Source organism: Rhodococcus sp. 14-2496-1d (assembly GCF_002259365.1).
Taxonomy (GTDB): domain Bacteria; phylum Actinomycetota; class Actinomycetes; order Mycobacteriales; family Mycobacteriaceae; genus Rhodococcoides.
The window spans coordinates 62,580-86,126 of record NZ_NPFV01000029.1 but is presented as its reverse complement, the minus strand read 5'-3'; the positions used below and the strand labels follow the sequence as shown (position 1 = coordinate 86,126).

General features: G+C 65.5%; 23 protein-coding genes and 1 riboswitch. Of the genes, 10 read left to right on the top strand and 13 right to left on the bottom strand.

Annotated elements, in window-relative coordinates:
* The first annotated feature begins 10 nt into the window (after positions 1-10).
* From CH296_RS21905 to CH296_RS21870, 7 genes are all read left to right on the top strand, one after another.
* Complete coding sequence (locus CH296_RS21905) at positions 11-1,447, top strand: GuaB1 family IMP dehydrogenase-related protein (protein WP_094685753.1); 1,437 nt, start codon at positions 11-13, stop codon at positions 1,445-1,447.
* Positions 1,448-1,792: 345 nt separating this feature from the next.
* Positions 1,793-3,172 carry a hemolysin family protein gene (locus CH296_RS21895; protein ID WP_094685752.1) on the top strand — a complete coding sequence of 460 codons (1,380 nt, stop codon included), beginning with the start codon at positions 1,793-1,795 and terminating at the stop codon, positions 3,170-3,172.
* Positions 3,165-4,301, top strand: a complete 1,137-nt coding sequence (locus CH296_RS21890) for a hemolysin family protein (protein ID WP_094682751.1) — start codon at positions 3,165-3,167, stop codon at positions 4,299-4,301. The genes CH296_RS21895 and CH296_RS21890 overlap by 8 nt, the downstream gene beginning before the upstream one ends.
* On the top strand, positions 4,302-5,213 hold the full coding sequence (locus CH296_RS21885; protein ID WP_032398132.1) for a hypothetical protein: 912 nt from the start codon (positions 4,302-4,304) through the stop codon (positions 5,211-5,213).
* 65 nt (positions 5,214-5,278) lie between these two features.
* Complete coding sequence (locus tag CH296_RS21880) at positions 5,279-7,453, top strand: malate synthase G (RefSeq protein ID WP_094647995.1); 2,175 nt, start codon at positions 5,279-5,281, stop codon at positions 7,451-7,453.
* 67 nt (positions 7,454-7,520) lie between these two features.
* Entirely contained in the window at positions 7,521-9,182 is a 1,662-nt protein-coding gene (locus tag CH296_RS21875) for a substrate-binding and VWA domain-containing protein (RefSeq protein WP_094685751.1), read from the top strand.
* A gap of 3 nt (positions 9,183-9,185) precedes the next feature.
* Positions 9,186-10,325 carry a metallophosphoesterase gene (locus tag CH296_RS21870; RefSeq protein WP_094682749.1) on the top strand — a complete coding sequence of 380 codons (1,140 nt, stop codon included), beginning with the start codon at positions 9,186-9,188 and terminating at the stop codon, positions 10,323-10,325.
* A 60-nt stretch (positions 10,326-10,385) separates the two neighbouring features.
* On the opposite strand, the gene gcvP is transcribed toward CH296_RS21870, so the two are convergent.
* The 12 genes from gcvP to idi form a co-directional block, all read right to left on the bottom strand.
* Entirely contained in the window at positions 10,386-13,238 is a 2,853-nt protein-coding gene (gene gcvP, locus CH296_RS21865) for an aminomethyl-transferring glycine dehydrogenase (RefSeq protein WP_094685750.1), read from the bottom strand.
* 193 nt (positions 13,239-13,431) lie between these two features.
* Positions 13,432-13,529: riboswitch (glycine riboswitch) on the bottom strand.
* Between the two features lie 11 nt (positions 13,530-13,540).
* On the bottom strand, positions 13,541-14,098 hold the full coding sequence (locus CH296_RS21860; RefSeq protein ID WP_052050517.1) for a MerR family transcriptional regulator: 558 nt from the start codon (positions 14,096-14,098) through the stop codon (positions 13,541-13,543).
* 397 nt (positions 14,099-14,495) lie between these two features.
* Positions 14,496-14,969 (bottom strand): bifunctional nuclease family protein, encoded by a 474-nt coding sequence (locus tag CH296_RS21855; RefSeq protein WP_045195099.1) that lies wholly within the window; start codon positions 14,967-14,969, stop codon positions 14,496-14,498.
* Between the two features lie 89 nt (positions 14,970-15,058).
* Positions 15,059-15,796 (bottom strand): MerR family transcriptional regulator, encoded by a 738-nt coding sequence (locus CH296_RS21850; RefSeq protein ID WP_032398137.1) that lies wholly within the window; start codon positions 15,794-15,796, stop codon positions 15,059-15,061.
* Entirely contained in the window at positions 15,793-16,290 is a 498-nt protein-coding gene (locus CH296_RS21845) for an FHA domain-containing protein (protein WP_032398138.1), read from the bottom strand. Before CH296_RS21845 ends, CH296_RS21850 begins: the two co-directional genes overlap by 4 nt.
* Before the next feature lie 213 nt (positions 16,291-16,503).
* Positions 16,504-16,908, bottom strand: coding sequence for a glycine cleavage system protein GcvH (gene gcvH / locus CH296_RS21840; protein WP_045195096.1), 405 nt, complete (start codon positions 16,906-16,908; stop codon positions 16,504-16,506).
* Between the two features lie 41 nt (positions 16,909-16,949).
* The gene (locus CH296_RS21835; RefSeq protein WP_094685749.1) at positions 16,950-17,699 is read right to left on the bottom strand and encodes a DUF881 domain-containing protein; all 750 of its coding nucleotides are present in this window, start codon (positions 17,697-17,699) and stop codon (positions 16,950-16,952) included.
* A 3-nt stretch (positions 17,700-17,702) separates the two neighbouring features.
* Positions 17,703-18,131 (bottom strand): small basic family protein, encoded by a 429-nt coding sequence (locus tag CH296_RS21830; RefSeq protein ID WP_094685748.1) that lies wholly within the window; start codon positions 18,129-18,131, stop codon positions 17,703-17,705.
* Positions 18,128-18,943 carry a DUF881 domain-containing protein gene (locus CH296_RS21825; protein ID WP_256980536.1) on the bottom strand — a complete coding sequence of 272 codons (816 nt, stop codon included), beginning with the start codon at positions 18,941-18,943 and terminating at the stop codon, positions 18,128-18,130. Before CH296_RS21825 ends, CH296_RS21830 begins: the two co-directional genes overlap by 4 nt.
* A gap of 65 nt (positions 18,944-19,008) precedes the next feature.
* Entirely contained in the window at positions 19,009-19,611 is a 603-nt protein-coding gene (locus CH296_RS21820) for a CDP-alcohol phosphatidyltransferase family protein (protein ID WP_094629433.1), read from the bottom strand.
* Between the two features lie 60 nt (positions 19,612-19,671).
* Positions 19,672-20,307 carry a CoA pyrophosphatase gene (locus CH296_RS21815; RefSeq protein ID WP_094638040.1) on the bottom strand — a complete coding sequence of 212 codons (636 nt, stop codon included), beginning with the start codon at positions 20,305-20,307 and terminating at the stop codon, positions 19,672-19,674.
* Positions 20,308-20,334: 27 nt separating this feature from the next.
* Positions 20,335-20,943, bottom strand: coding sequence for an isopentenyl-diphosphate Delta-isomerase (gene idi, locus CH296_RS21810; RefSeq protein ID WP_045195088.1), 609 nt, complete (start codon positions 20,941-20,943; stop codon positions 20,335-20,337).
* 44 nt (positions 20,944-20,987) lie between these two features.
* Between idi and CH296_RS29060 the strand changes: the two genes are divergently transcribed.
* The 3 genes from CH296_RS29060 (at position 20,988) to CH296_RS21800 (ending at position 22,766) form a co-directional block, all read left to right on the top strand.
* Entirely contained in the window at positions 20,988-21,146 is a 159-nt protein-coding gene (locus tag CH296_RS29060; protein ID WP_179275515.1) for a hypothetical protein, read from the top strand.
* Positions 21,147-21,249: 103 nt separating this feature from the next.
* Complete coding sequence (locus tag CH296_RS21805) at positions 21,250-21,507, top strand: hypothetical protein (RefSeq protein WP_032398144.1); 258 nt, start codon at positions 21,250-21,252, stop codon at positions 21,505-21,507.
* The gene (locus tag CH296_RS21800; RefSeq protein ID WP_094685747.1) at positions 21,504-22,766 is read left to right on the top strand and encodes a cupin domain-containing protein; all 1,263 of its coding nucleotides are present in this window, start codon (positions 21,504-21,506) and stop codon (positions 22,764-22,766) included. The genes CH296_RS21805 and CH296_RS21800 overlap by 4 nt, the downstream gene beginning before the upstream one ends.
* 6 nt (positions 22,767-22,772) lie before the next feature.
* Here CH296_RS21800 and CH296_RS21795 read toward each other — a convergent pair whose 3' ends face one another.
* Entirely contained in the window at positions 22,773-23,534 is a 762-nt protein-coding gene (locus tag CH296_RS21795; protein WP_094685746.1) for an SDR family NAD(P)-dependent oxidoreductase, read from the bottom strand.
* Positions 23,535-23,547 lie beyond the last annotated feature (13 nt).

Below are 23,547 nucleotides of genomic sequence, written 5' to 3'. Positions count from 1 at the left end.
CTCGATCAGCGTGCAGTTCCTCGATGGTCACCTTCCGCCCTACGATCTCACCTACGACGACGTCTTCCTCGTCCCCAACCGAACCGACGTCACGTCCAGGTTCGACGTCGACCTGAGCACGGTCGACGGTTCGGGCACCACCATCCCGATCGTCGTGTCGAACATGACCGCGGTGTCGGGACGGCGGATGGCAGAGACCGTCGCACGTCGCGGAGCGATCGCCGTGATCCCGCAGGACCTGCCCACCGAGGCCGTTGCCGAGACCGTCGCATTCGTCAAGAGCCGTGACCTGATCGCGGACACACCTGTCGTCCTCGGCCCCAATGCGTCCGTGTCCGACGCCTTGGCGCTGGTGCACAAGCGCGCACACGGGTCGGTCGTGATCGTCGAACACGGCAAGCCGATCGGAGTGGTGACCGAGAGCGCCTGTGCCGACGTCGACCGATTCGCTCGACTCAGTTCCGTGGCGTCGGCCGATTTCGTGCGCGCACCTCGCCATGCGTCGCCTCAGGAAGTCTTCGAGCTGATGGAAGCGGCACATGCCCATCTCGCCGTTGTCGTCGAGAACGACGGCTCCCTGGCCGGTGTCGTGTCCAGGACCGGTGCCGTTCGGACCGGTATCTACGCGCCCGCGGTCGACGCGTCGGGACGCCTGCGCATCGCTGCCGCCGTCGGTATCAACGGCAATGTGGCGGAGAAGGCGACCGCACTGGTCGAGGCTGGTGCCGATGTGCTCGTCATGGACACCGCGCACGGCCATCAGCAGAAGATGCTCGAAGCCCTCGCTGCTGTGCGCTCTCTCGATCTCGGCGTTCCCCTGGCGGCCGGCAACGTGGTGTCCGCCCAGGGGACGCGCGATCTGGTGCAGGCCGGCGCGGACATCGTCAAGGTCGGCGTAGGACCGGGCGCGATGTGCACGACGCGAATGATGACCGGCGTCGGACGCCCCCAGTTCTCGGCTGTGGCCGATTGTTCGGCTGCGGCAGCCGAACTCGGGGCTTCGGTGTGGGCCGACGGCGGTGTGCGCCATCCCCGTGACGTTGCTCTCGCGCTGGCCGCCGGTGCTGCGAACGTCATGATCGGCTCGTGGTTCGCCGGCACCTACGAGTCGCCTGGCGACCTGCGAGTCGACGCATCCGGCAATCGGTACAAGGAGAGCTTCGGCATGGCGTCCAAGCGAGCCGTTGCCGCCCGCACCGCCACCGACGGCGCGTTCGACCGGGCCCGGAAAGCCTTGTTCGAGGAGGGCATTTCCAGTTCGCGGATGCGCCTCGATCCCGATCGGCCGGGTGTCGAGGATCTGATCGATCACATCTGCGCCGGAGTTCGCAGTACCTGTACGTACGCGGGAGCCCGTTCGCTGCCGGAGTTGGCCGAACGAGCCGTTCTGGGAGTCCAGTCCGCCGCCGGATTCGCCGAGGGGCGGCCCCTGCCCTCCGGGTGGTGACGACCGGACACGGTTAGACTCTCGCCTACAGCAGACACAGTTGTTCGCGCTCGTCACTCGTCGACAATTCGAGCAATCGATTCTCGGCGTGTGGCCTGACGTCGGCTCCCCATGAAGGGACCGCAACGCGAACCGACAGAAGGGAATCAGGTGCCCGAGGCACCCACTATCTCGGTTGCCGTCACGGCAACCGCAGAACAACACGACGACGGTTCCACTTCGGAGGGATCCTCTATCGAGCCGGGAGAGAAACCCGGCGAACACGATTTCGGCAGCCACGTGCACTCCGGCGGCGCAATGCTCCTGTCCCAGCTTCGACGGCCTCGGCTCAGGCGGAGTTGACGCGTGGAACTTCTCATCACCATCGCCAGCCTGCTCGGTTTCGTGGCCTTGACGGCCGGCACCGCGCTGTTCGTCGCGGCCGAGTTCTCCCTCACTGCCCTCGAACGCAGTGCGGTCGAGTCACAGGCCGACAACGGTGACCTCCGCTCACGCCAAGTTCTGCACGCCCACAAGACACTGTCGTTTCAGCTGTCCGGTGCCCAACTCGGCATCACCATCACCACGCTGATCACCGGTTATCTCGCCGAACCGGTGCTGGCCGGTTTCATTCGGCCGGTGGCCGACACGCTGGGCGCATCCGAGACCCTCGCCGCCGGCATCTCGCTCGCAGTGGCGCTGATCCTGGCGACCTCGTTCTCGATGATCTTCGGTGAGCTGGTTCCCAAGAACATCGCCATCGCGAAACCGATGTCGACCGCTCGCGTCACCGCCGGTGCGATGGCCGGGTTCTCACTGGTGTTCAAGTGGGCCATCAACGGACTCAACGGCTCGGCGAACTGGCTGGTGCGCCGGCTCGGAATCGAACCGGCGGAGGAACTGAGATCCGCTCGGTCGCCGCAGGAGCTGGGTTCGCTGGTCCGCACGTCGGCGCGGCAGGGGTCGATCGACGAGAACACCGCCCGACTGGTGGACCGGTCGTTGCAGTTCGGCGATCGCACGGCCGAGGAACTGATGACGCCGCGAGTGAAGATAGAAACACTCGCCACCGACGCGACCGTGGCCGATCTGATCGAAACGGCTGCGCGGACCGGCTTCTCACGTTTTCCGGTGGTCGACGGCGACCTGGACGACACCGTCGGCGTCGTTCACATCAAGCACGCGTTCACCGTCGCCGGGGCGCACCGACGGTCGACGACGGTCGAATCCCTGGCCCGCGACGTTCCCGTCGTACCGTCCAGTCTCGACGGCGACGCAGTGATGGAGCGGGTACGCGCCGACGGTATGCAGGTCGCGCTCGTCGTCGACGAGTACGGCGGCACCGCGGGCATGGTCACCATGGAGGATCTCATCGAGGAGATCGTCGGTGACGTGCGCGACGAACACGACGAGCCGGAACTCGATGTCTCCAGATCGGGCGACGGATGGGACTGTGCAGGGCTGCTGCGTATCGACGAGGTCGCGTCGGCCACGGGGTATTCGGCACCCGAGGGCGAGTACGAAACCATCGGCGGTCTCGTGCTGACGGAGTTGGGTCGTATTCCGACCGAGGGGGATGCAGTTCTGTTGCCTTCCCCGGCGAACGAGGATCCACTCGAACGAGACGGCGGCTGGGTGGCCCGGGTGCTTCGGATGGACGGCCGCCGCATCGACCGGGTGGTTCTTCTGCCCGTCGACGCGGCTGCGGTGGCTCGGATGAGGTCGGAGGGTGAGATCGATGGGTGATTTCCTCGGCGTCGGTCTAGCCGTCCTGTTGCTCGCCGGCAACGCATTCTTCGTCGGGGCCGAGTTCGCCCTGATCTCGGCCCGGCGGGATCGCCTCGAAGCCTTACTCGCGCAAGGCAAGAAGCGTGCGCAAAGCGTCATCGAGGCCGGTCAGAACCTGTCGCAGATGCTTGCGGCGGCCCAGCTCGGCATCACGATCTGCTCGATTCTTCTCGGACGCGTGGCGGAGCCTGCGGTGGCACACCTGATCGAGGTGCCGCTCGAGGCAGTCGGTATTCCCGAGTCCTTCCTGCACCCGATCGCCTTCGCCATCGCGTTGACGCTCGTGGTCGTTCTGCACATTCTCATCGGCGAGATGGTGCCCAAGAACATCGCCATCGCGGGTCCGGAGAGCACTGCCATGGTTCTGGTGCCCATCCATCTGCTGTTCATCAAGGTGGCACTGCCGCTGATCTCGTTCTACAACATGTGCGCCAACCTGACCCTTCGGCTACTGCGGATCGAACCCAAGGACGAGCTGAGTTCCTCGGTGTCTGCGGTCGAGTTGTCGCAGATGATCGGCGAATCACGATCCGAGGGACTGATCGATGCCGAGGAGCATCGACGACTGCGGCAAGCCCTCGAGACGTCCGGACGGACCGTGGCCGAGGTCCTGATTCCCTCTCACCAGGTTCGCAGCATCGAGTTGTCCGGACCCGAGCACACCCTCGGACCCACACTGGGCTCCGTCGAACGCGCCGTCATCGAAACGGGATTCTCTCGTTATCCGGTCCGCGACGCCTCGGGGGCACTCGTGGGCTACCTGCATCTGAAGGACGTACTCGAAGCCATGGCCGACGAATCGGCAGGACCGGACACGGTCATTCCGCGCAGCGACGTGCGAGCACTACCGGTGGTCTCCATCGACACCGTGCTCGACGACGCACTGACCAAGTTGCGTCGGGCCAGCAGCCATCTCGGTGCCGTGCACGACGCGACGGGTGCCACGGTCGGCATCGTCGCGCTCGAGGACCTGGTCGAGGAGTTCGTCGGAACGGTTCGGGACGGCACGCACCGGGTGGCCGGTCCGCGTCCGGGTCAGTCGTCGTCCAGCTTCAAGTCTGCGGCCGCTCCCCCACGGAACGTGTGAATGCCCGACTCGACGTTGAGCGAAGGACAGTGGACCTCCCGCCGTGCCGCGCACGCGGCACGGGTGGAGGACCTCGTCGGTGACTATCTGACGGACCGGGGCCACGGCGGCGTGCATCCGGTACTCGACTTCCTGTTCACCTACTACAGCCACCGCCCGGGTCAGCTGCGTCGATGGAATCCAGGTCACGGCGTCGTCCTCACCGGTGATCGCGCGCAGGATTTCGCGGCGTTCGCGTCCTACGAGCAGGTCGACACCGACGACGGACCGGGCTTTCGGGTGCGGTCGGATCTGGTGGAGCGTCGACGATCGAGCATCGAATTCACCCTCGGCCTGCTCGCCGCAACCCGAGACAGGCAACCGGTGCTCGGCTGTTTCGGACTGCACGAGTGGGCGATGGTCTACCGCGGGGGCACCTCGGCACAGCGGCACGAGCAGGTGCCACTGCGCCTGGGGCACGAGGGAACCGACGCCGTGGTCGATTCGATGACGTTGCGCTGCACACACTACGACGCCTTCCGGTTCTTCACCCCCGATGCAGCGCCGCGCAACGCTCTTCCGCTGTCACCGGAGTCGCGTCTGACATCCGAGCAACCCGGTTGTATTCATGCCTCGATGGATCTCTACAAGTGGTGCTACAAGCTGGGGCCACTGATCGATTCCGAGTTTCTCACCGATTGCTTCGAGCTGGCCCTGCACGCGCGAACGATCGACATGCGCGCGAGTCCGTACGACCTGAGCGGCTTCGATCTCGAACCCATTCGGATCGAGACACCGGCCGGACGAGCCGAATACGTGCGCGCGCAGGGAGAACTGTCGAGCGAAGCGGCACCTCTGCGCTCGGCGTTGATCGCTCGATGCCAGAATTTACTGGTCGGCGGCGAGTTCGGCGTCGGACCTACCGCCGAGTAACATCGACAGCGTTGTCGTGGGGACACCGGTCACCGGTGTCCGTGACCGGAAAGAGTGAGGAATTCATGACCGATCGTGTGCAGGCTGGTGGACTTCAGGTCGCCAAGGTCCTATTCGATTTCGTCGAGAAGGAGGCGCTGCCGGGTACCGACGTAGAGTCCGATGCCTTCTGGGCCGGTGCCGCGTCGGTGATCGCCGATCTCGCTCCCAAGAACAAGGCACTGCTGGCGGTCCGCGACGAGATCCAGGGCAAGGTCGACGCCTGGCACGGCGAACACGCGGGCCCGAACTACGATCGCGCCGCCTACAAGGCATTCCTGAAGGAGATCGGCTACCTGCTCGACGAGCCGGCAGACTTCCAGATCAGCACGTCCGGTGTGGACACCGAGATCACCACCACGGCAGGCCCGCAGCTGGTGGTGCCGGTCCTCAATGCCAGGTTCGCGATCAACGCGTCCAATGCACGGTGGGGCTCGCTGTACGACGCTCTCTACGGAACCGACGCCATCCCCGAGACCGACGGTGCCGAAAAGGGCACCAGCTACAACAGGGTCCGTGGCGACAAGGTCATCGCCTTCGCGCGGAACTTCCTGGACGAGGCGCTGCCCCTGAGCTCCGGCTCGCACGTCGGTACCACCGGATACGTCGTCGATGCCGCCTCGCTCACGGTGACCCTCGCCGACGGCAGCACGGTCGGGCTGAAAGATCCGGCACAGCTGCTCGGCTACCAGGGCACCCCGGACGCACCGTCGGCAATTCTGTTCGTGCACAACGGCTTGCACTTCGAGATCCAGATCGATCCCGAGAGCCCGATCGGCGAGACCGACGGGGCAGGCGTCAAGGACGTCCTGCTCGAGTCCGCTGTCACCACCATCATGGACTTCGAGGACTCCGTCGCGGCCGTCGACGCAGACGACAAGGTTCTGGGGTATCGCAACTGGCTCGGTCTGATGAAGGGCGATCTGACCGAGGAAGTCTCCAAGGGAGGCAAGACCTTCACCCGTGCGATGAACAAGGACCGCACGTACACCTCGGTCGACGGTTCGGAACTGACGCTGCACGGTCGCTCGCTGCTGTTCGTCCGCAACGTCGGTCACCTGATGACCTCGGATGCGATCCTCGATGCCGACGGCAACGAGGTGCCCGAGGGAATTCTCGATGCTCTGTTCACCTCGCTCGCCGGCATGCACTCGCTGACCTCGGACAATGTGCTGTCGAACTCACGCACCGGTTCGCTGTACATCGTCAAGCCCAAGATGCACGGACCGGACGAGGTCGCGTTCACCGCGGAGCTGTTCGGCCGTGTCGAGCAGGTTCTCTCCCTGCCGGCCAACACACTCAAGGTCGGCATCATGGACGAGGAACGCCGCACGACGGTCAACCTCAAGGCGTGCATCCAGGCTGCGTCCGAACGCGTCGTGTTCATCAACACCGGCTTCCTCGACCGCACCGGCGACGAGATCCACACCTCGATGGAGGCAGGTCCCGTCGTACGCAAGGGAGCGATGAAGGGCGAGAAGTGGATCGCCGCCTACGAGGACTTCAACGTCGACACCGGTCTCGCTGCCGGCCTCGAAGGCAAGGCACAGATCGGTAAGGGCATGTGGGCCATGCCCGATCTGATGCACGACATGCTCGAGCAGAAGATCGGCCACCCCAAGGCCGGTGCCAACACTGCGTGGGTTCCTTCCCCCACCGCTGCGACCTTGCACGCCCTGCACTACCACAAGGTCGATGTCTTCGCCCGTCAGCACGAAATCGCACAGGCCAAGCGCGCCACCGTCGACGACATTCTCGAAATTCCTCTCGCACCGTCCACGGACTGGACCGACGAGGAGAAGCAGAACGAACTCGACAACAACTCGCAGTCGATCCTGGGCTACGTCGTGCGGTGGATCGACCACGGCGTCGGCTGCTCGAAGGTTCCCGACATCAACGACATCGCACTCATGGAAGACCGTGCGACGCTGCGTATTTCGAGTCAGTTCATCGCGAACTGGCTGCGCCACGGCATCGTCACCGAAGATCAGGTGCGCGAGTCGCTGAAGCGGATGGCCCCGGTGGTGGACCGTCAGAACGAATCCGATCCGACGTACAAGCCGTTGGCTCCCGACTTCGACACCAACATCGCTTTCCAGGCTGCCAGCGACCTGATCTTCCAGGGCACCAGCCAGCCCAACGGCTACACCGAGCCGATCCTGCATCGTCGCCGACGGGAGTACAAGGCCGTCAACGCCTGACGGACTTGTCGATCACGTGGGTGAACATCGGAACACAGGGCGCGGGCGTTCGATAGCCGCCGGACCCGTGATCGTCGTGATCACGATCGCGGTGCTCGCTGCGGCCGTGTTCGGATGGTTTCAACTGCGGGATCGAATCCTCGATCAAGGGGTCGAAGCTGCCGACACCTGTGTGGAGGGATCGGCGGTGCTCACTGTCGCCGCCGATCCCGACATCTCCGGGCCGGTCGAACAATTGGCTGCTCGGTTCAACGACACCGCACCGGTGGTCCGTGATCACTGTGTGACGGTGCAGGTTCGAGCCACGGCCTCCGATGCCGTCCGGATGGCCTTGAACGCCGGTATCGACAACTGGGACGTCGGAGCACTCGGCGCTCGGCCGGGCCTGTGGATACCTCAATCGTCGGGCGACGTCGCGGCCGTGACCGACCGAGGAGCCCTCGACGGCACCCCGCGGCCACTCGCGGCGAGTCCGGTGGCACTCGCGGTGCCGTCCGCCGTGGCCGACTCTCTCACGTCGGTGAGTTGGGCCGACCTGGTCCGCCTGCAACGCGACCCACAGGCACTCGGCCTCGGCGAGTGGGGCGCACTCCGTCTCGCACTGCCGACCGGATCCGATGCCGGCGCAACCACACTCGCGCTCGCCGCCATCGCTGCCGGGGTACGCGGCGATCCGGCCACTGCACTGACCCTCGACCAGGTCTCGTCGAGAGAACTGGTCTCGGCCGTGTCGGAGCTTGCTGTCACCGACACCGGAGCCTCCGCAACGTCTGCATCCACAACCTACGACTCACTCGCCGCCCTGGAGAGCTCGCCCGGCCCCGACGCCCCCGTCCACGCTGTTCCGGTCACCGAACAGCAACTGGCGTCGACCGATTCGTCGACGTTGACCGCCGTTCGACCTCAGGGCTTCACTCCCGTTGCCGATCATCCCGCGGCCGTACTCTCCGGCGACGAGACCTCGACCAGGGCGGCCGCCGCATTCGTCGATTTCGTCCGCCAGCCGGACGGCGCGCAGCTGCTCACGGATGCGGGCTTCGGCGTCGGCGAAACACAGAACTCCGGCACCGTCGCTGCTCCCTCCGGACCGGTTGCCGACGCGCTGCTGGACGTGCTGCGAAATCCGGTCCTGCCTCGTCGAGCCACCGTATTGCTCGACGTGTCCGAGTCGATGGGCACGAGCGAGGGCAGTGCGACTCGGCTGCAGAACACGGTTCGCGCCCTCGGCGAGCAGTTCCAGCGAGTACCCGACTCCACCGAGCTGGGCCTGTGGAGCTTCAGCGAGGATCTGGACGAATCGCTCCCCTATCGCGTCGACGTTCCGACCGGCCCGATGGCGGCTCAGGTCGCAGCGGCTTCCAGGCGCGACGCGCTGAATTCCGTTGCAGTGGCGTTGACACCGGAATCCGCGTCGTATTCCGCCCGGTCGTTGCTGGCCGCCTATCGCGATGCCGTGGCCGGGTTCGTCCCCGGACGCGTCAATTCCGTGGTGCTGATCACCGACGGTCCCAACGACGACCCATCGCTGTCCACCCAAGACCTGCTCACCGACCTGAACTCGGCATCCGATGCCGAACGTCCGGTCGCAGTGAACGTGGTGATGATCGGCGATAACACCGACGCGACCGCGTTCACCGACATCTCGGCCCGGACGGGCGGCACCGCGACGACCGTGCCGACGTCGGATTCTCCGGATTTCTTCGATCTACTCGGAAAGTTGTTGTACTAGAACATGTCTCGCGTAATTTTCGTCGGTGTCTTCTTGCTCCTCGTCACCCTGTTCCTACACTGGCGATTCCTTTCCGTCACCGGAATGCCGACACGTCCCAAGAGGGCTGTCGATGCTGTGCTGGCGCTGTTGTGGCTGTGTGCGGTGATCGGCTTCGGCAGCGGCGTCGCATTCGATCCGTCCTGGGCACGGGGCCCCGCGTTCGTCGGGCTCACGTGGCTCGCCGTGGTGCTGTACCTGTTCCTGGGAACCGTACTGGTGGCCGTGATCTGCACCGTCGTGAGAGTGGTTTTCGCGGCGCGGCATCGCGATTCGTCCGCGGCTCGACTGCGTGTGTCGAGGATCGGCTCAGCGGCGGTGTCACTCGTCAGCGTAGTCGCAGTGGGGTACGGACTCGTCGAGGCGGCAACTCCGCGGGTGACGAACACCGCCGTTGCGCTCGACAGGCTACCGGCCGAATTCGACGGCGTCCGAGTGGCATTGGTATCGGACCTGCACGCGGGCCCCTCCCGCGGTGCGGGGTTCGTACGGAAGGTCGTCGATTCGATCAACGCTCGAAATCCTGATGTCGTGCTGCTCGACGGCGATCTCATCGACGGCACGGTTGCTCTGGTGGGAGAAGACCTGGAGCCGCTCCGCGACCTCGACGCCCCGCTCGGTGTGTTCGCCGTCAGCGGCAACCACGAGTTCTATGCGGGTGACGGCGGCGAATGGCTCGACTTCTGGTCCACGCTCGGCATCGACGTTCTACGCAACGAGCGCACGACGATCACTCGTGGTGACGCCGCGATCGATATCGCCGGCATCAACGACGCCACCGCACCGGCACCGTACGAACCCGATCTCGCCGCGGCATTGGACGGGATCGACCCGGATCGATTCGTATTGTTGATGGCGCATCAGCCGTTGCAGGCGGTGGAGGCGTCCGACTTCGGAGTCGACATGCAGGTGTCCGGGCACACGCATGGGGGTCAGATCTGGCCGATTCGGTACCTGGTGCCGCTCCAGCAGCCCAGTGTCGAAGGGCTGGACACGATAGGCAACACCACGCTGTACACCACCAGGGGTGCGGGCGCGTGGGGTCCACCGGTTCGCGTCGCCGCTCCGCCCGAGATCGCGATGCTCGAACTCACCCGGGGCTGAAGCCTCCGACACGGGTAAAACAGAGCCCGCCACGCCGACGTGGCGGGCAATGTTCCAGGCTCAGGCGAACGCCTCGATCGGTGGGCACGAGCACACCAGGTTGCGATCACCGTGTGCACCGTCGATGCGTCGCACCGCGGGCCATACCTTCGGTCGGTCGTAGCCCGCGGGGTAAGCAGCGAGTTCCCGTGAATACGGGTGATCCCATTCGGCGGCCAGGCTCCGAGCGGTGTGCGGTGCGCCTCGAAGTGGGTTGTCCTCGACGGTCCATTCGCCCGATCCGACGCGATCGATCTCTCCCCTGATGGCGATCATCGCGTCGCAGAACGCGTCGATCTCCTCGAAGTTCTCGCTCTCGGTCGGCTCGACCATCAGTGTTCCGGGCACCGGGAAGCTCATCGTGGGCGCGTGGAAACCGTAGTCCGCCAATCTTTTCGCAACGTCGTCGACAGTGACTCCGGTGTCCTTGGTCAACCCTCGCAGATCGAGAATGCACTCGTGGGCGACCATGCCGTTGTCGCCGGTGTACAGAACCGGGAAGTACTCGTCGAGGCGGCGGGCGATGTAGTTGGCCGACGCGATGGCAGTCAACGTCGCCTGCCGAAGTCCCGTCGCACCCATCATCGCGATGTAGGCCCAGGTGATCGTCAGGATCGAGGCACTGCCGTACGGGGCACCGGACACCGTCGGTCCCGAACCGAGCTGTGGGGCCAGTGGATGCCCCGGCAGGTACGGCTGCAGATGCGACCGCACACCGATCGGTCCCACACCGGGCCCGCCGCCTCCGTGCGGGATGCAGAATGTCTTGTGCAGGTTCAGGTGGCTGACGTCGCCGCCGAATCGGCCGGGGCGCGCCAAACCGACGAGGGCGTTGAGGTTGGCACCGTCGACGTACACCTGACCGCCTGCGTCGTGGACCGCTGCACAGATCTCGGAGATCTCGTGCTCGTACACGCCGTGGGTCGAGGGATAGGTGATCATGATCGCGGCGAGGGTGTCGGCGTGCTCGGCGATCTTGGCGCGCAGGTCGTCGACGTCGACGTCACCGTTGGGACGGCAGGCCACGACGACGACGCGCATACCCACCATCACCGCCGAGGCTGCGTTGGTGCCGTGGGCACTCGACGGGATCAGGCAGACGGTGCGTTCGGCGTCGCCGTTGCCGAGGTGGTAGCGACGTATGGCGAGCAGTCCCGCGTATTCGCCTTGGCTGCCGGCATTCGGCTGCAGGCTGACCGCGTCGTAGCCGGTGATGTCCACCAGCCACCGTTCCAGGTCGGCGATCACCCTCAGGAGACCGGGCACGTCCGAGGACGGAGCGAAGGGGTGCTGACGGGCGAACTGCGGCCAGGTGATGGACTCCATCTCCGCGGTTGCGTTCAGCTTCATCGTGCACGAACCGAGTGGAATCATGCTGCGATCGAGAGCGATGTCCTTGTCGGACAACGCGCGCAGGTAGCGCAGCATGGCCGTCTCGGTCCGGTACCGGGTGAATGCCGGGTGCGTGAGGTATTCCGAGGTGCGCGTCATGTTCGCCGGCAACGACTCGGCTCCGGCACCGGCGGTTTCTGCACCGAACGCTGCGAGTGCGTTCGCGATGTGCTCGGGTGTCGTCGCCTCGTCGCACGCTACGGCGACGTGGTCGGCGTCGACCAACCGCAGATTGATGCCGCGTTGCTTGGCATCGTCGACGACGGCCTCGGCCCTGCCCGGGATCGACGCGAGGACGGTGTCGAAGAATTCCGAGTGCACCACGTCGATGCCTGCCTCTCGCAGACCTGCGGCCACGTTTCGAGCATGCACATTCACCCGAGTCGCTATGGCCCGCAATCCGTCTGCGCCGTGGTAGCTGGCGTACATCGCGGCGACGATGGCCAGCAGGACCTGAGCGGTACAGATGTTGGAGGTCGCCTTCTCGCGGCGGATGTGCTGCTCGCGGGTCTGCAGCGCCAGACGGTAGGCGCGGTGGCCGTCCGCGTCGAGCGAGACCCCGACCAGTCGGCCGGGTAGCTGACGGGAATGACCTGACCGCACTGCGAGGTAGCCGGCGTGCGGTCCGCCGTATCCCATCGGGACACCGAACCGCTGGGTGGTTCCGAAGCAGACGTCCGCGCCGATCTCACCGGGCGGAGTCACCACGGTGGCGGCCAGCAGGTCCACTCCCACGGCAACCAACGCGCCACGTTCGTGCGCGGCCTCGATCGTCGCCGTGTGATCGACCAGACGGCCCGATGCTCCCGGCAGCTGCGCCAGCACACCAAAAAATTCCCCGTCGGGCAGGCCGTCGGCCAGATCGGCGTAGACCAGTTCGATCCCCAACGGCTCGGCGCGAGTGGCCAATACGGCCTCGGTCTGCGGAAAGATGTCGGAATCGACCAGTAGCCGAGGGGACTTGGAAGCTCTGTTCGCGCGCCGCATCAAGGTCATGGATTCGGCGGCGGCCGTCGACTCGTCGAGCATCGACGCATTCGCCACGTCCATGCCGGTGAGGTCGGCGACCATGGTCTGGAAGTTCAGCAGTGCTTCCAGCCGCCCCTGGCTGATTTCGGGCTGATACGGCGTGTACGCGGTGTACCAGGCCGGATTCTCCAGAATTCCCCGGGTCAGCACCGGCGGGGTCAACGTGTCGTAGTACCCGAGGCCGATCATCGACGTCGCCACGGTGTTCTGCCCGGCGAGCTCGGCCAGTGCGGCGAGTACCTCGTGCTCGCTCAGGGCAGGCGACAGTGTTGCCATGCCCTCGGGAACGCCGTCGACCACGGTGTCGAGGATGGACGACGGAACGGCCTTGCGGGCCAGCTCGTCGAGACTGTCGACGCCGATCGTGTCGAGGATGCGGACCAACTCGGTGGCGTCGGGGCCGATGTGGCGGTCGACGAAAGTGTGTGCGGACGAGGCGGTTCGGTCGGTCACGATGTGCTCCCAGGTGCCGGAAAGACGAGGCGTCGGACGACCGAGGCATGCGCTCCGGCCGCTCCTCCCCCTCTGTCGTGTGCCCGCTGACGCGCGCGCCTGAGAGATTCGGTCGGACACGGCGCGCCAGACAAGCGCGCCGGCACCTTTCCCCTTGGGCGGGTGGGTGCTCCCACCACTTTCCAGAGTTGTCGAAGCCCACACGGTCCGTGTGCCTGAGAGATTGACGGGGAGGTGTTGCTCCTTCGGCGTCCGAGACTGGGTGCCTCGGAACTCTCCCGCGCGGGCGCGACGAGGAAAGTCTAGCCGGTCTTGCGGCTCGCGCGATTCTTGCGGCGCGACGCCAGCTCGTCCTCGGGGCTCGACTGGCTTTCACCGCCGTCGGCTCGTTCGGCCGGGAAGTCGGCGATGGTGCCGGTGAGCTCGCGCATCGCGCCGTTCACGGCGATACCGAACACGCCCTGCCCGCCTTGGAGGAGGTCGACCACTTCTTCTGCCGACGTGCACTCGTACACGGTGGTGCCGTCCGAGAACAGCGTGATGTTGGCGAGGTCGCCCACACCGCGCTGGCGAAGGTGGTCGACGGCGACGCGGATGTTCTGCAGCGAGATCCCGGTATCGAGCAGGCGCTTGACGATCTTGAGGACGAGCATGTCCTTGAACGAATACAGCCGCTGGCTTCCCGACCCCGCTGCGCCGCGGATGGATGGCACGACCAGCCCGGTGCGGGCCCAGTAATCGAGCTGGCGGTACGTGATGCCGGCGATCTGGCAGGCACTCGGCACGCGGTAGCCCACGAGTTCGTCGGGCACGGAGTCGTCGGGGAACAATCCCGGTTGAATGTCCTGGGGCGCTTCGATTCGGGCGTTCGACGCCTGGTCGGAGGTGTCGACCCGAGCATCGGCACCGACGGGCGTGTCCTCGGTCCGGCCTGCGGCTGCGGACTCTCGACTGCCGTGATGCTGCTGCGGCTGATCTCCCACTGACTGCTCCCTCTCGGATGTCTCACTGCGTTCGGATCGAGTCAGTACTGCGATCCGTCCGAGACACTGGAGATGTCTCGGTGTACTCGCGTGAAGTCATACCGTGTACCAGGCCAGAGTACGCCTCGGCAGCTGTCGAAGAGGCGTGAACTGCACCGGATCGGACCAGCAGCGGCGATGAACTTCACTGGCACGAACGTTATGGGGACGATCGTGCAGATTCAACGCAACGCGCCGTAAACCTGAACCTAAAGTTGAGGTTGAGACTCTTCTGTTACCCGTCGGTGGCTTTGAAGTCGTCGGGAGACACGGATTCGAGGAACTCCTTGAACTTCTCGACCTCGTCCTCGCGCTCGTCGGGCATGATCAACCCGGCTTCGGCCAACACGGGCTCCTCGGCGAAGATCGGCACCCCGGCCCGAAGTGCGATGGCAACCGAATCCGACGGCCGAGCGGAGACTCTGATGTCCTTGTCGAACACGAGATCGGCGTAGAAGGTGCCCTCCTGCAGATCGACGATGCGCACCTCCTTGAGCTGGTGCCCCAGTGCCGAGATCAAGTCCTTGACGAGATCGTGGGTGAGAGGCCGAGCAGGTTGGACGCCCTGCTGCTCCAAAGCGATTGCAGCAGCCTCTGTTTGACCGATCCAGATCGGGAGGTACCGGTCGCCGTCGGCCTCACGCAACAGCAACACGGGCTGGTTCTGCGGTTGTTCGACACGAATACCGACCACACGCATCTCACTCATCGTGTCTGCCTCTCAACTCGAGAAATCCGGACTGCGCTGAAGACCGGCTCAGCCCAGTCTATTGGAATTCGAAACGACACGAGAGCGCGTCACCGGTCGAGCGCACCGCGCACCGCCGCTTTGACGAGACAGGTGTGCAAGGTCAAGGACAGTGCGGCCAACTCACGGATCATTTCCTCCGCGCGATCGCGCGCACCGGCGTCTCGGCCCTTGGCAACGGGTCCGGCGATCTGCGCAACCAACCCGGCTTCGCGGTCCGCCGCGAGCTTGAACGCTCGAAGGTGGCGCACTTCGAGACCGAACTGCAACATCGCGTGTGCGGTTCGGGCGAGCGTCACCGCTCCGTCGTCGTAGAAACCGGCCTGCCCGGGAGTGATCAAACCGGCTCGCAGCAGCTCGGTCAGAAACGCATCGTCGATCCCCGCCTGAGCGAGGAGGTCTGCCTTGGCGATACGAACCTCTCGATCGGGCAGAAACTCCTCGGGCGACACCTCACCGGCAGCGACCGTGAGCGACCGCGGACGCTTGACCGTCGCGTCGGCCCGTTCCACGGTGGCGACCCCGTGGTCGATGGCTTCGAGCTGTTCCTTGATGACCTTGAGCGGCAGGTACTGATCGCGCTGCGCGGTCAGTACGAAGCGCAGACGCTCGCAGTCCGCGATGGAGAACCGTCGGTACCCCGAGGGTGTGCGCTCCGGCGAAATCAGACCCTCGGCTTCGAGGAATCTGATCTTCGAGATGGTGACATCAGGAAAGTCGGGCCGAAGTCGATCGAGGACGGAGCCAATCGACATCCCCCCGTTGGACTGCTGCCCGACGGCGGTCACTGGCTTCCTGCACCCGCAGACGTGTCGCCGACCTGAGATCCGTTGCCACCGCGCGGTCCGGTGAGGAACACCAGCCGGAACTTGCCGATCTGGACCTCGTCACCGTTTGCCAGCACGGCCGAGTCGACCGGCTCCCGGTTGACGTACGTGCCGTTGAGGCTGCCGACGTCCACGACCTGGAAGTCGTCCTCGTCCTGCCGGAACTCGGCGTGCCGACGGCTGACGGTGACATCGTCGAGGAAGATGTCACTGTCGGGGTGCCGACCGGCCGAAGTGGTCGGCTGGTCGAGCAGGAACCGTGACCCGGCGTTGGGTCCCCGCTTGACGACGAGCAGCGCGGCACCGACAGGCAACCCCTCGACACCCGATACCGGAGCTTCGGTGCTCTGGGTGGCCGCGGAGTTGTCCAGCTCCTGCAGGAAATCCGCGCGGAAGACCGAGGTGGTCTCTGCCGGTGACTCCCCATAGTTGCTGTCGTTGTCGTTCTGGCTCACCGTTACTCCTTCTCAGTCCGTTCACCCGAGGCAGCGATCGCCGCGGGTAACGCAGTACATGGTCTTCACATCGGGTGTTGCTTGGCGTTCGGTGGTGCGTAGCGTCGTACAGCTTGCTGGACCTTCGCCCCGACAGGGTATTCGCTCGGTGTCGACCGTACCCTGCGCGGCGGGGGCCGTGTGGCCTGTTGGCCGGTGTCGACAGCCGGCCGATCACTCGGCCGTGATGAGAGCATATCCGGCGGCATCGAGCATCTGCGCCAGTGCCGCGTCCAACTCCTCCGGTGTCGAAACCTCGAGGTCGATCAGCCAGCCTCCGGTGTAGGGGCCCGAATTCACCTTCTCCGGCTCGCCGTCCAGATCCTGGTTCACGGCAACCACTTTCGCGGTCAGAGGGCTGAACACGTCGGAGACACTCTTGGTGGATTCGACCTCGCCGAGAGACTCGCCCGCGGTGACGGTGTCGCCGATGGAGGGAAGCTGAACGAACACCACGTCGCCCAACTGCGACTGCGCGAAATCGGTGATACCGATCCGCACCGTTGCAGGCCCCGTGCGCTGCACCCACTCGTGCTCGGGGGTGTAGTACAGATCAGCTGGTGTGTCGATGTCGCTCAACGCGGCATTCCCTTCGATCGTGGCCCGGGGCAATCAGGCGGTCAGTTTCCGGGCTGAGCGTATTGACGCGGGCGCGGGTCCCGCAAGGCGGACACCGTGACCTGGTCCGACTGCGCGATGTTCGTCGTTGCACCGTTGCGAGTCACCGTGTCCACGACCCCTCCGGGAATGTTCAGTGCCGATGCGAGAGTCGGCGGGTCTCCGATGACAGTGAAGGTGTACGGGGCACGCAGTTCTCGCCCGTCGACCACCACCCGACCCGCAGAACCGGCGATCCACGAGTCGACACCGATGCGCACGGCATTGCCGCCGCCCTCGAGCTGGAGTGCTTCGGCACCGGCCGCGCGCAACTCCTGCATCGCGTCGAGCAGCACGTCCGATCCCACGCCCGAATTGGGGTCCTCGATCACCACTGTCACCCCCGGCCCCTGGGCCGCGACGGTGCCGACTTGAATCGACAACGCGGACAGTCGCTCCTGCGCTTCCGCCACTGCTGCCTCCGATCCCGAACCGGACTGACGCAGTGTCGCCAGGGTGGCCTGCAGGGTGCCGATCTCGTCCCGGATGGACGCCTCGCGTCGGGTCAGGGTGTCCAGGACGACCAGAAGGTCCTCGGGCCGGGAGTTCTCCAGGCCATCGGTCGTGCTCGTCTCTCGTACCTGCGTTGCGAGGCCGATTCCCAGGACGCACAGCAGCGCGAGCGCCAGAAAGCCGAATACCGCTCCGCGCCTTCGCCCTTCTGCCTCGGGACGCCGCGCACGCCATCCGTGTCGACCGCCGCCTGCCGTCATGGTCTAGGCACCGAACAGACGTCGGCGTAGGGCGGCAGCATTGCCGAAGATACGAATTCCGAGGACGACGACGATTGCCGTGGACAGCTGAGTTCCCACTCCGAGCTGGTCACCGAGCCACACGATCAAGGCCGCGACCAGGACGTTGAACACGAACGAAATCACGAACACCTTGGCGTCGAAGATTCCGTCGAGGAAAGCCCGTACACCACCGAACACTGCGTCGATCGCCGCGACGACGGCGATCGGCAGATACGGCGCAACCACAGCGGGAACCTGAGGACCCGCGACCGTCCCGATGACGACGCCGACCACCAGTGCGGCGATCGCTGCGAGGGCATAGACACCGTGGGTCGGAGTGATCGGCGCATCCGACGACACCTGCGCCTCGGACTCGGCCGGTACGGCATTCGGTGGATCGTGCTCCGTCATCGTGGGCCTGCCTCCTCTGCCTCGAACGACTCTCTCACAGCAGCGGGACCGAGTTCGAGATCGGTGGCCGGGCGCACCGTGAATCCGACGCCGTACAACTGCGCCACCGTACTCATCCGCAGATAGGCGTCGCTGACGACGAACTGGACCTGAATACGCTGCGGCGGCCCGATCGCGTCGATCTCGTACGGTGAGTCGATCGGGCGATTGTCCAGCAGCATCGCCCCACCCGCCTGCCGGATGGTGACGTTCGGTCCGACTCGAACACCGTCCACCGATACCGCCTCCGCCCCGCTCGCCCACAACGAATTGACGATCGCAGCGATGTCCCGATCGAGCACGGCTGCGCCCGAACCCCGGCGAACCGACCGATCCGACGTGTCGTCCTCGACAACCGGTTCGGTGACGACGACCGAGAGCCCAGGTCCGGACACCCGATCGATGCCAGCAGCGGACTCGACAGCACTCAACCGTTCCAGCAGCGCACTGCCCGAGACATCGGACCGAAGGGCTCTCTCACGCTCCGAGGACACTTCTTCGGCCAGGGCCTGCTGCGTCACTTCCAAATCGGCGCTGCGATCCTGCGCGGCTCGAACAGCAGCCGACGCATCGGCACCCGCACGGTCGACATCGGCTGCACCGGACGCCAGTTGCGAGAACGCGATGCCGAAGATCACCCCGACGACGACGGCACCCCCCAACAACCAGAACGCCGCAGGAACCCGCGGCTTGCGGGTGTGCTGCGCAGTACGTTCGGCGGCCGCGGCGTCGTATACCGGGTCCAGATGGTCGGTCAGCAACGACGTCAACAACGACGGGACCGGATTCCTCCTGACCTGTGAACTCGACCGCCCTGGTCGTTCCGCGGGCTCCACCGTCAGGTGCCGGCAACAGTCGGATCGATTGCCCTGGCGACGGCGATCGCTTTGCCGAGATACAACAGACCGGTCCAGGTGTACAGCGCCGTGCCCCAGATCAGCAACGCGTATCCGAGCGGTCCCGCGGCGTCCGCCACCGAATTGCTGCCGGCCGATACCAGCAGGACCGGCAGCGCGATCATCACCACGAACGTGGCGGCCTTACCGAGATAGATGACGTCCGGAGGCGGAAGAGACCGGCGGCGGTAGACGAACATCGTCAATCCGAGCACGGCGTCGCGCCCGATGAGTATGGCCGCAACCCACCAGGGAATGATGCCGCGCAGAACGAACGCCACCAGAGTGCTGACGACGTAGAGCCGATCGACCAGCGGATCGAGAATGGCACCCAGCTTCGATGCCTGGCCGAGCATGCGAGCCAATTTGCCGTCGAGCCAATCGGTTCCACCGCTGACGAGCAGTATCACCAACGCCCACCCATCGGCCTCGGGGCCCAGCATCAGGTAGAGGAACAGCGGAACGCCCAACAGACGGATTGCGCTGAGCAGGTTGGGAATGGTCGCGATGCGATCCGATACCTCGAGCTCACGGTCGTTCGTCATCGGCGATCACCTCCTTGTCGTCCTGCTCGCCGCGGTGTGCGCACCGGGCCTGCGGCCACGTTAGCGCCACGCGAACACCGGCTGCTCGAAGTCCGCGACTCGGGTGTGTCGACCGTGCAGCGCCACCTCACGAAACTGGTGGACGATCGCACCGGTCGGAGCATGGATGGCCCCGGTTCGGTACGGCCAGCGAATGACCGGACGTGTCGATTCCGGAATCGACACGAACTGGGCGTCGACGTCGAGTTCGTCGACCGTCACCTCGAACACTTCGGCCACTTCGTCCTCACTGGGCAACAACGTGGACGAGTAATCGCCGACCCACACCACGAACGGAGTGATGACATACCCGGATCGAGTGACGTAGTCGTCCAACCTTCCGAGAACGTCGGTCTCCTCGGCTCGAATCCCCAACTCCTCGGCCAGTTCCCGCAAACAGGCCTGCATCGTGGATTCGCCCGGGTCCACCCCGCCGCCGGGCAACGCGTACTGGCCCGGATGCGCGCGCAACCGATCCGGCCGCCTCGTCAAGAGCATGCGCCTGTCCCCCGGCGGTCCACCGACCGCAACGGCGACGGCAGCGGCGCGCAGTCCGCCGGATTCGGCGGTGCGATGGGAGAAACGGCCGAGTTCGCGCGCGATGGACGCTCGATCGAGCAGGTCCTCGTTCGGCCTACCCGAATCGTCGTCAGTCACAGTACGAACCCTAGAGGCCCGGCGAGATCAGCGGGTATCGGCGGGCCGGGCGGCGGGTGGTAGCAGGTCGTCCGGCGACGCAGGCCAGCCGAGTGGCTCGTCGGCCAGAGCAGTCAACTGCTCCACCTGCGTTCGGCACCAAGGTGATACATCGATCGTGCCGCCGAGCACCCCTGCGGAGAACTCACGCCACGACACCCATCGAGTCTCGTCCACCTCGGCCGGATCCGGATCGAGTGTCGCGTGCTCGTCGACTTGCACTCGGTACACCGGACATATCTCGTTCTCGACAATTCCGTTGTCCATGACGGCCCGGTACCGGAAGTGCGGCAGTACCAACTCGGCAGATTCCGCACGAAGGCCGAGTTCTTCACCGATCCGGCGCAGCACTGCATCGTCGAGCTTCTCTCCCGGAGCCGGGTGGCCACAACACGTATTGGTCAGCACCCCTGGCCACGTCGTCTTGCTCGACGCCCTACGCGTGAGAAGAACAGCGCCGTCCGCTCTCACCACGTAGCTGGAAAATGCCAGGTGAAGTGGCGTGTCCAGCGTGTGAACGGTGGTCTTGTCGTGTGTGCCGACGGCACGGCCTTCGTCGTCGAGCAGCACCACGTGCTGCGCTCGGGATCGATCCATCGTTCCATGGTCCCACGGCCTTCGCGGCGGTCTACTGTCGAACCATGGGACGCGACGAGAACACCGACAACGAGAACCCGACCGAGTCCGAGAAGGCCTCGGACACGCCGAAGGGCGGCCGACCAGGGCCCGTGGACGGCGGCGGCGGAGGCGGGATGGCGACGCGGGAGAACGCGCCCGAGATCGCCGACGACTCTGCCTGAGATTCACGGCGCGACCGCTGTTTGAGAAGCAGAGTTTGCGTCAATACCCCCGGTGTTCTCGCGCTGCGCGGGTACACGAACCGTTACGACCGGAAGGACTTCGATGAGCATCAACGACGACGACATCACCACCACGGGCGGAGCCGCAGGCGAGGGACCCGCAGACGGCGGATCGAACCCCGGTGGTCATGACGGCGGAGCAGACGGCCCCGCCGGAGCCGGTGAAGGGCCGGCCGACGGTGGATCCAATCCTGACGGACACGACGGCGGAGCAGACGGCCCCGCCGGTGCGGGCGAGGGCCCGGCCGACGGCGGATCCAACCCCAATGGGCACGACGGCGGTGCGGACGGCACCGCTTGAGCACTGAGCCGAGCGGCGAGCGCGGATCGGGAAACCGGTCCGCGCTCGGTCGTCTCACCGGTACCGACTTCGGGGAGTTCGCAGACCGGTTCTGGGGAGCCGCACCCAAACTCACCCGATCCGCCGAACTGCCGGGGTCGTTCGACGATCTGATGACACTCGACGCAGTGGACGAGCTGATAGCCGAACGCGGTGTGCGTACCCCGTTCGTGCGGATGGCCAAGGACGGCCGTTTGCTGGACAAAACGCAGTTCACGGCCTCCGGCGGGTTCGGAGCAGAGGTGACCGATCAAGTGGATTCGGGTGCGGTGCTGGCTGCGTTCGCTGCCGGGAACACGCTGGTTCTGCAGGGCCTCCACCGGCTGTGGCCACCGCTGATTCATTTCGTCGGCGATCTCGTTCGCGAGCTGGGTCATCCGGTGCAGGTGAACTCGTACGTCACACCGGCTGCGTCCCAGGGCTTCTCACCGCACTACGACGTGCACGATGTGTTCGTCGTCCAGATCGCGGGGACGAAGCGGTGGAGCATTCACTCGCCGGTGCACGTGCATCCGCTCAACAATCAACCGTGGTCGGATCGACGGTCGGCCGTCGAAGACCATGCATCGAACACTCCCGAACTGGACGTCGTCCTCGAGCCCGGCGACGTGCTCTATCTGCCGCGCGGGTGGATCCATTCTGCCCAGGCGCTCGGCGACACCTCCGTGCACTTGACCATCGGCGTCGCGTCGTACAACGACTACGACCTCGCCCACCACGTGCTGAAGGCGCTCGGCGACGTCGAGAGTCTGCGTGCTCCCCTCCCTGCCGGCCTCGACCACTCCGACCCGGAGTCCATCGTCCCGCATGTACACCGAGTTGTGGACGCCATGCGCGCCGCGCTCGACGAGATCGACCGAGACCCCGACGCGGTACGTCGTCTCGCCGAACGCGTCGCAGATCGTCACGACGACCTCGTCAGACCGGAACCGGTCCGTCCACTGGCGAGCGTCGCAGCGATGGGTGCGCTGCGGGGCGACAACTCGATTCGATTGCGGCCCGGCATCTTCGCGCGGATCTCGCACACGAACGACGGCGTATCGATGGTGCTCAGGAACAAAACGGTCACGCTGCCGTCTCAGTGCGCCGACGCGATCGAGAGCCTGATGAAGGGCGCTCCGTGCCGCCTCGATTCGATGCCGGGCCTCGACACCGAGGACGCATGCGTGGTTGCGCGCAGACTGATCCGCGAAGGGATCGCGGTGACGGCAACGTCGTAGCGGCGGTCAGGTGATCGTGATCCCGCCGTCGACCGCGATGGTCTGACCCGTCACGTATCCCCCGGCGTCCGAGGCGAGCCAGATCGCGGTTGCGGCCAGCTCCTCTGGATCACCCTTGCGTCCGAGGATCATTCGCGGAGCCATCGAGTCGAGGTATCCAGGCCGGTACGAGTCCGTCATCTCGCTCTGGAAGAATCCTGGCGCAATCGCGTTGACCCTGATGCCTTTACGTGCGCCCCACTGCTGGGCGAGATCGCGGGTGAGGCCGACGATGGCCGCTTTGCTGGCGCTGTAGGCCGCCTGCGGTAGGCCCGCCGTCGTCAGCCCCAGAATGCTCGAGATGTTCACGATCGAACTGCCGGGTGCCATCACCCGTCCACAGGCCTGAGCTGCCCAGTACGAACCGTTCAGGTTGATGTCGATCACCGAGCGGAACTGCTCGGGCGTCTCACGAGTTGCCGGATAGGCCGTGCCGACTCCGGCGTTGTTGATCAGCACGTCCACCTTCCCGAACTCCGCCATCGCGGACTCGACCATCGCGGTGCACTGATCCGGGTCGACCACGTCGGTGGCGACCGTGGCCGAGCGCCCTCCGACGCTGTCGATCAACTCGGCGGTCTGCGCCAACTTGTCCACTCTCCGTGCGGCGAGCACCACATCCGCTCCCGCCTCGGCGGCTGCTTTGGCGAAGGCCACGCCCAGTCCGGAGGATGCACCGGTGACGATGACGACGCGACCGTCCAGGCGGAATTTGTCCAAGATCGACATATGTGTGAATCTC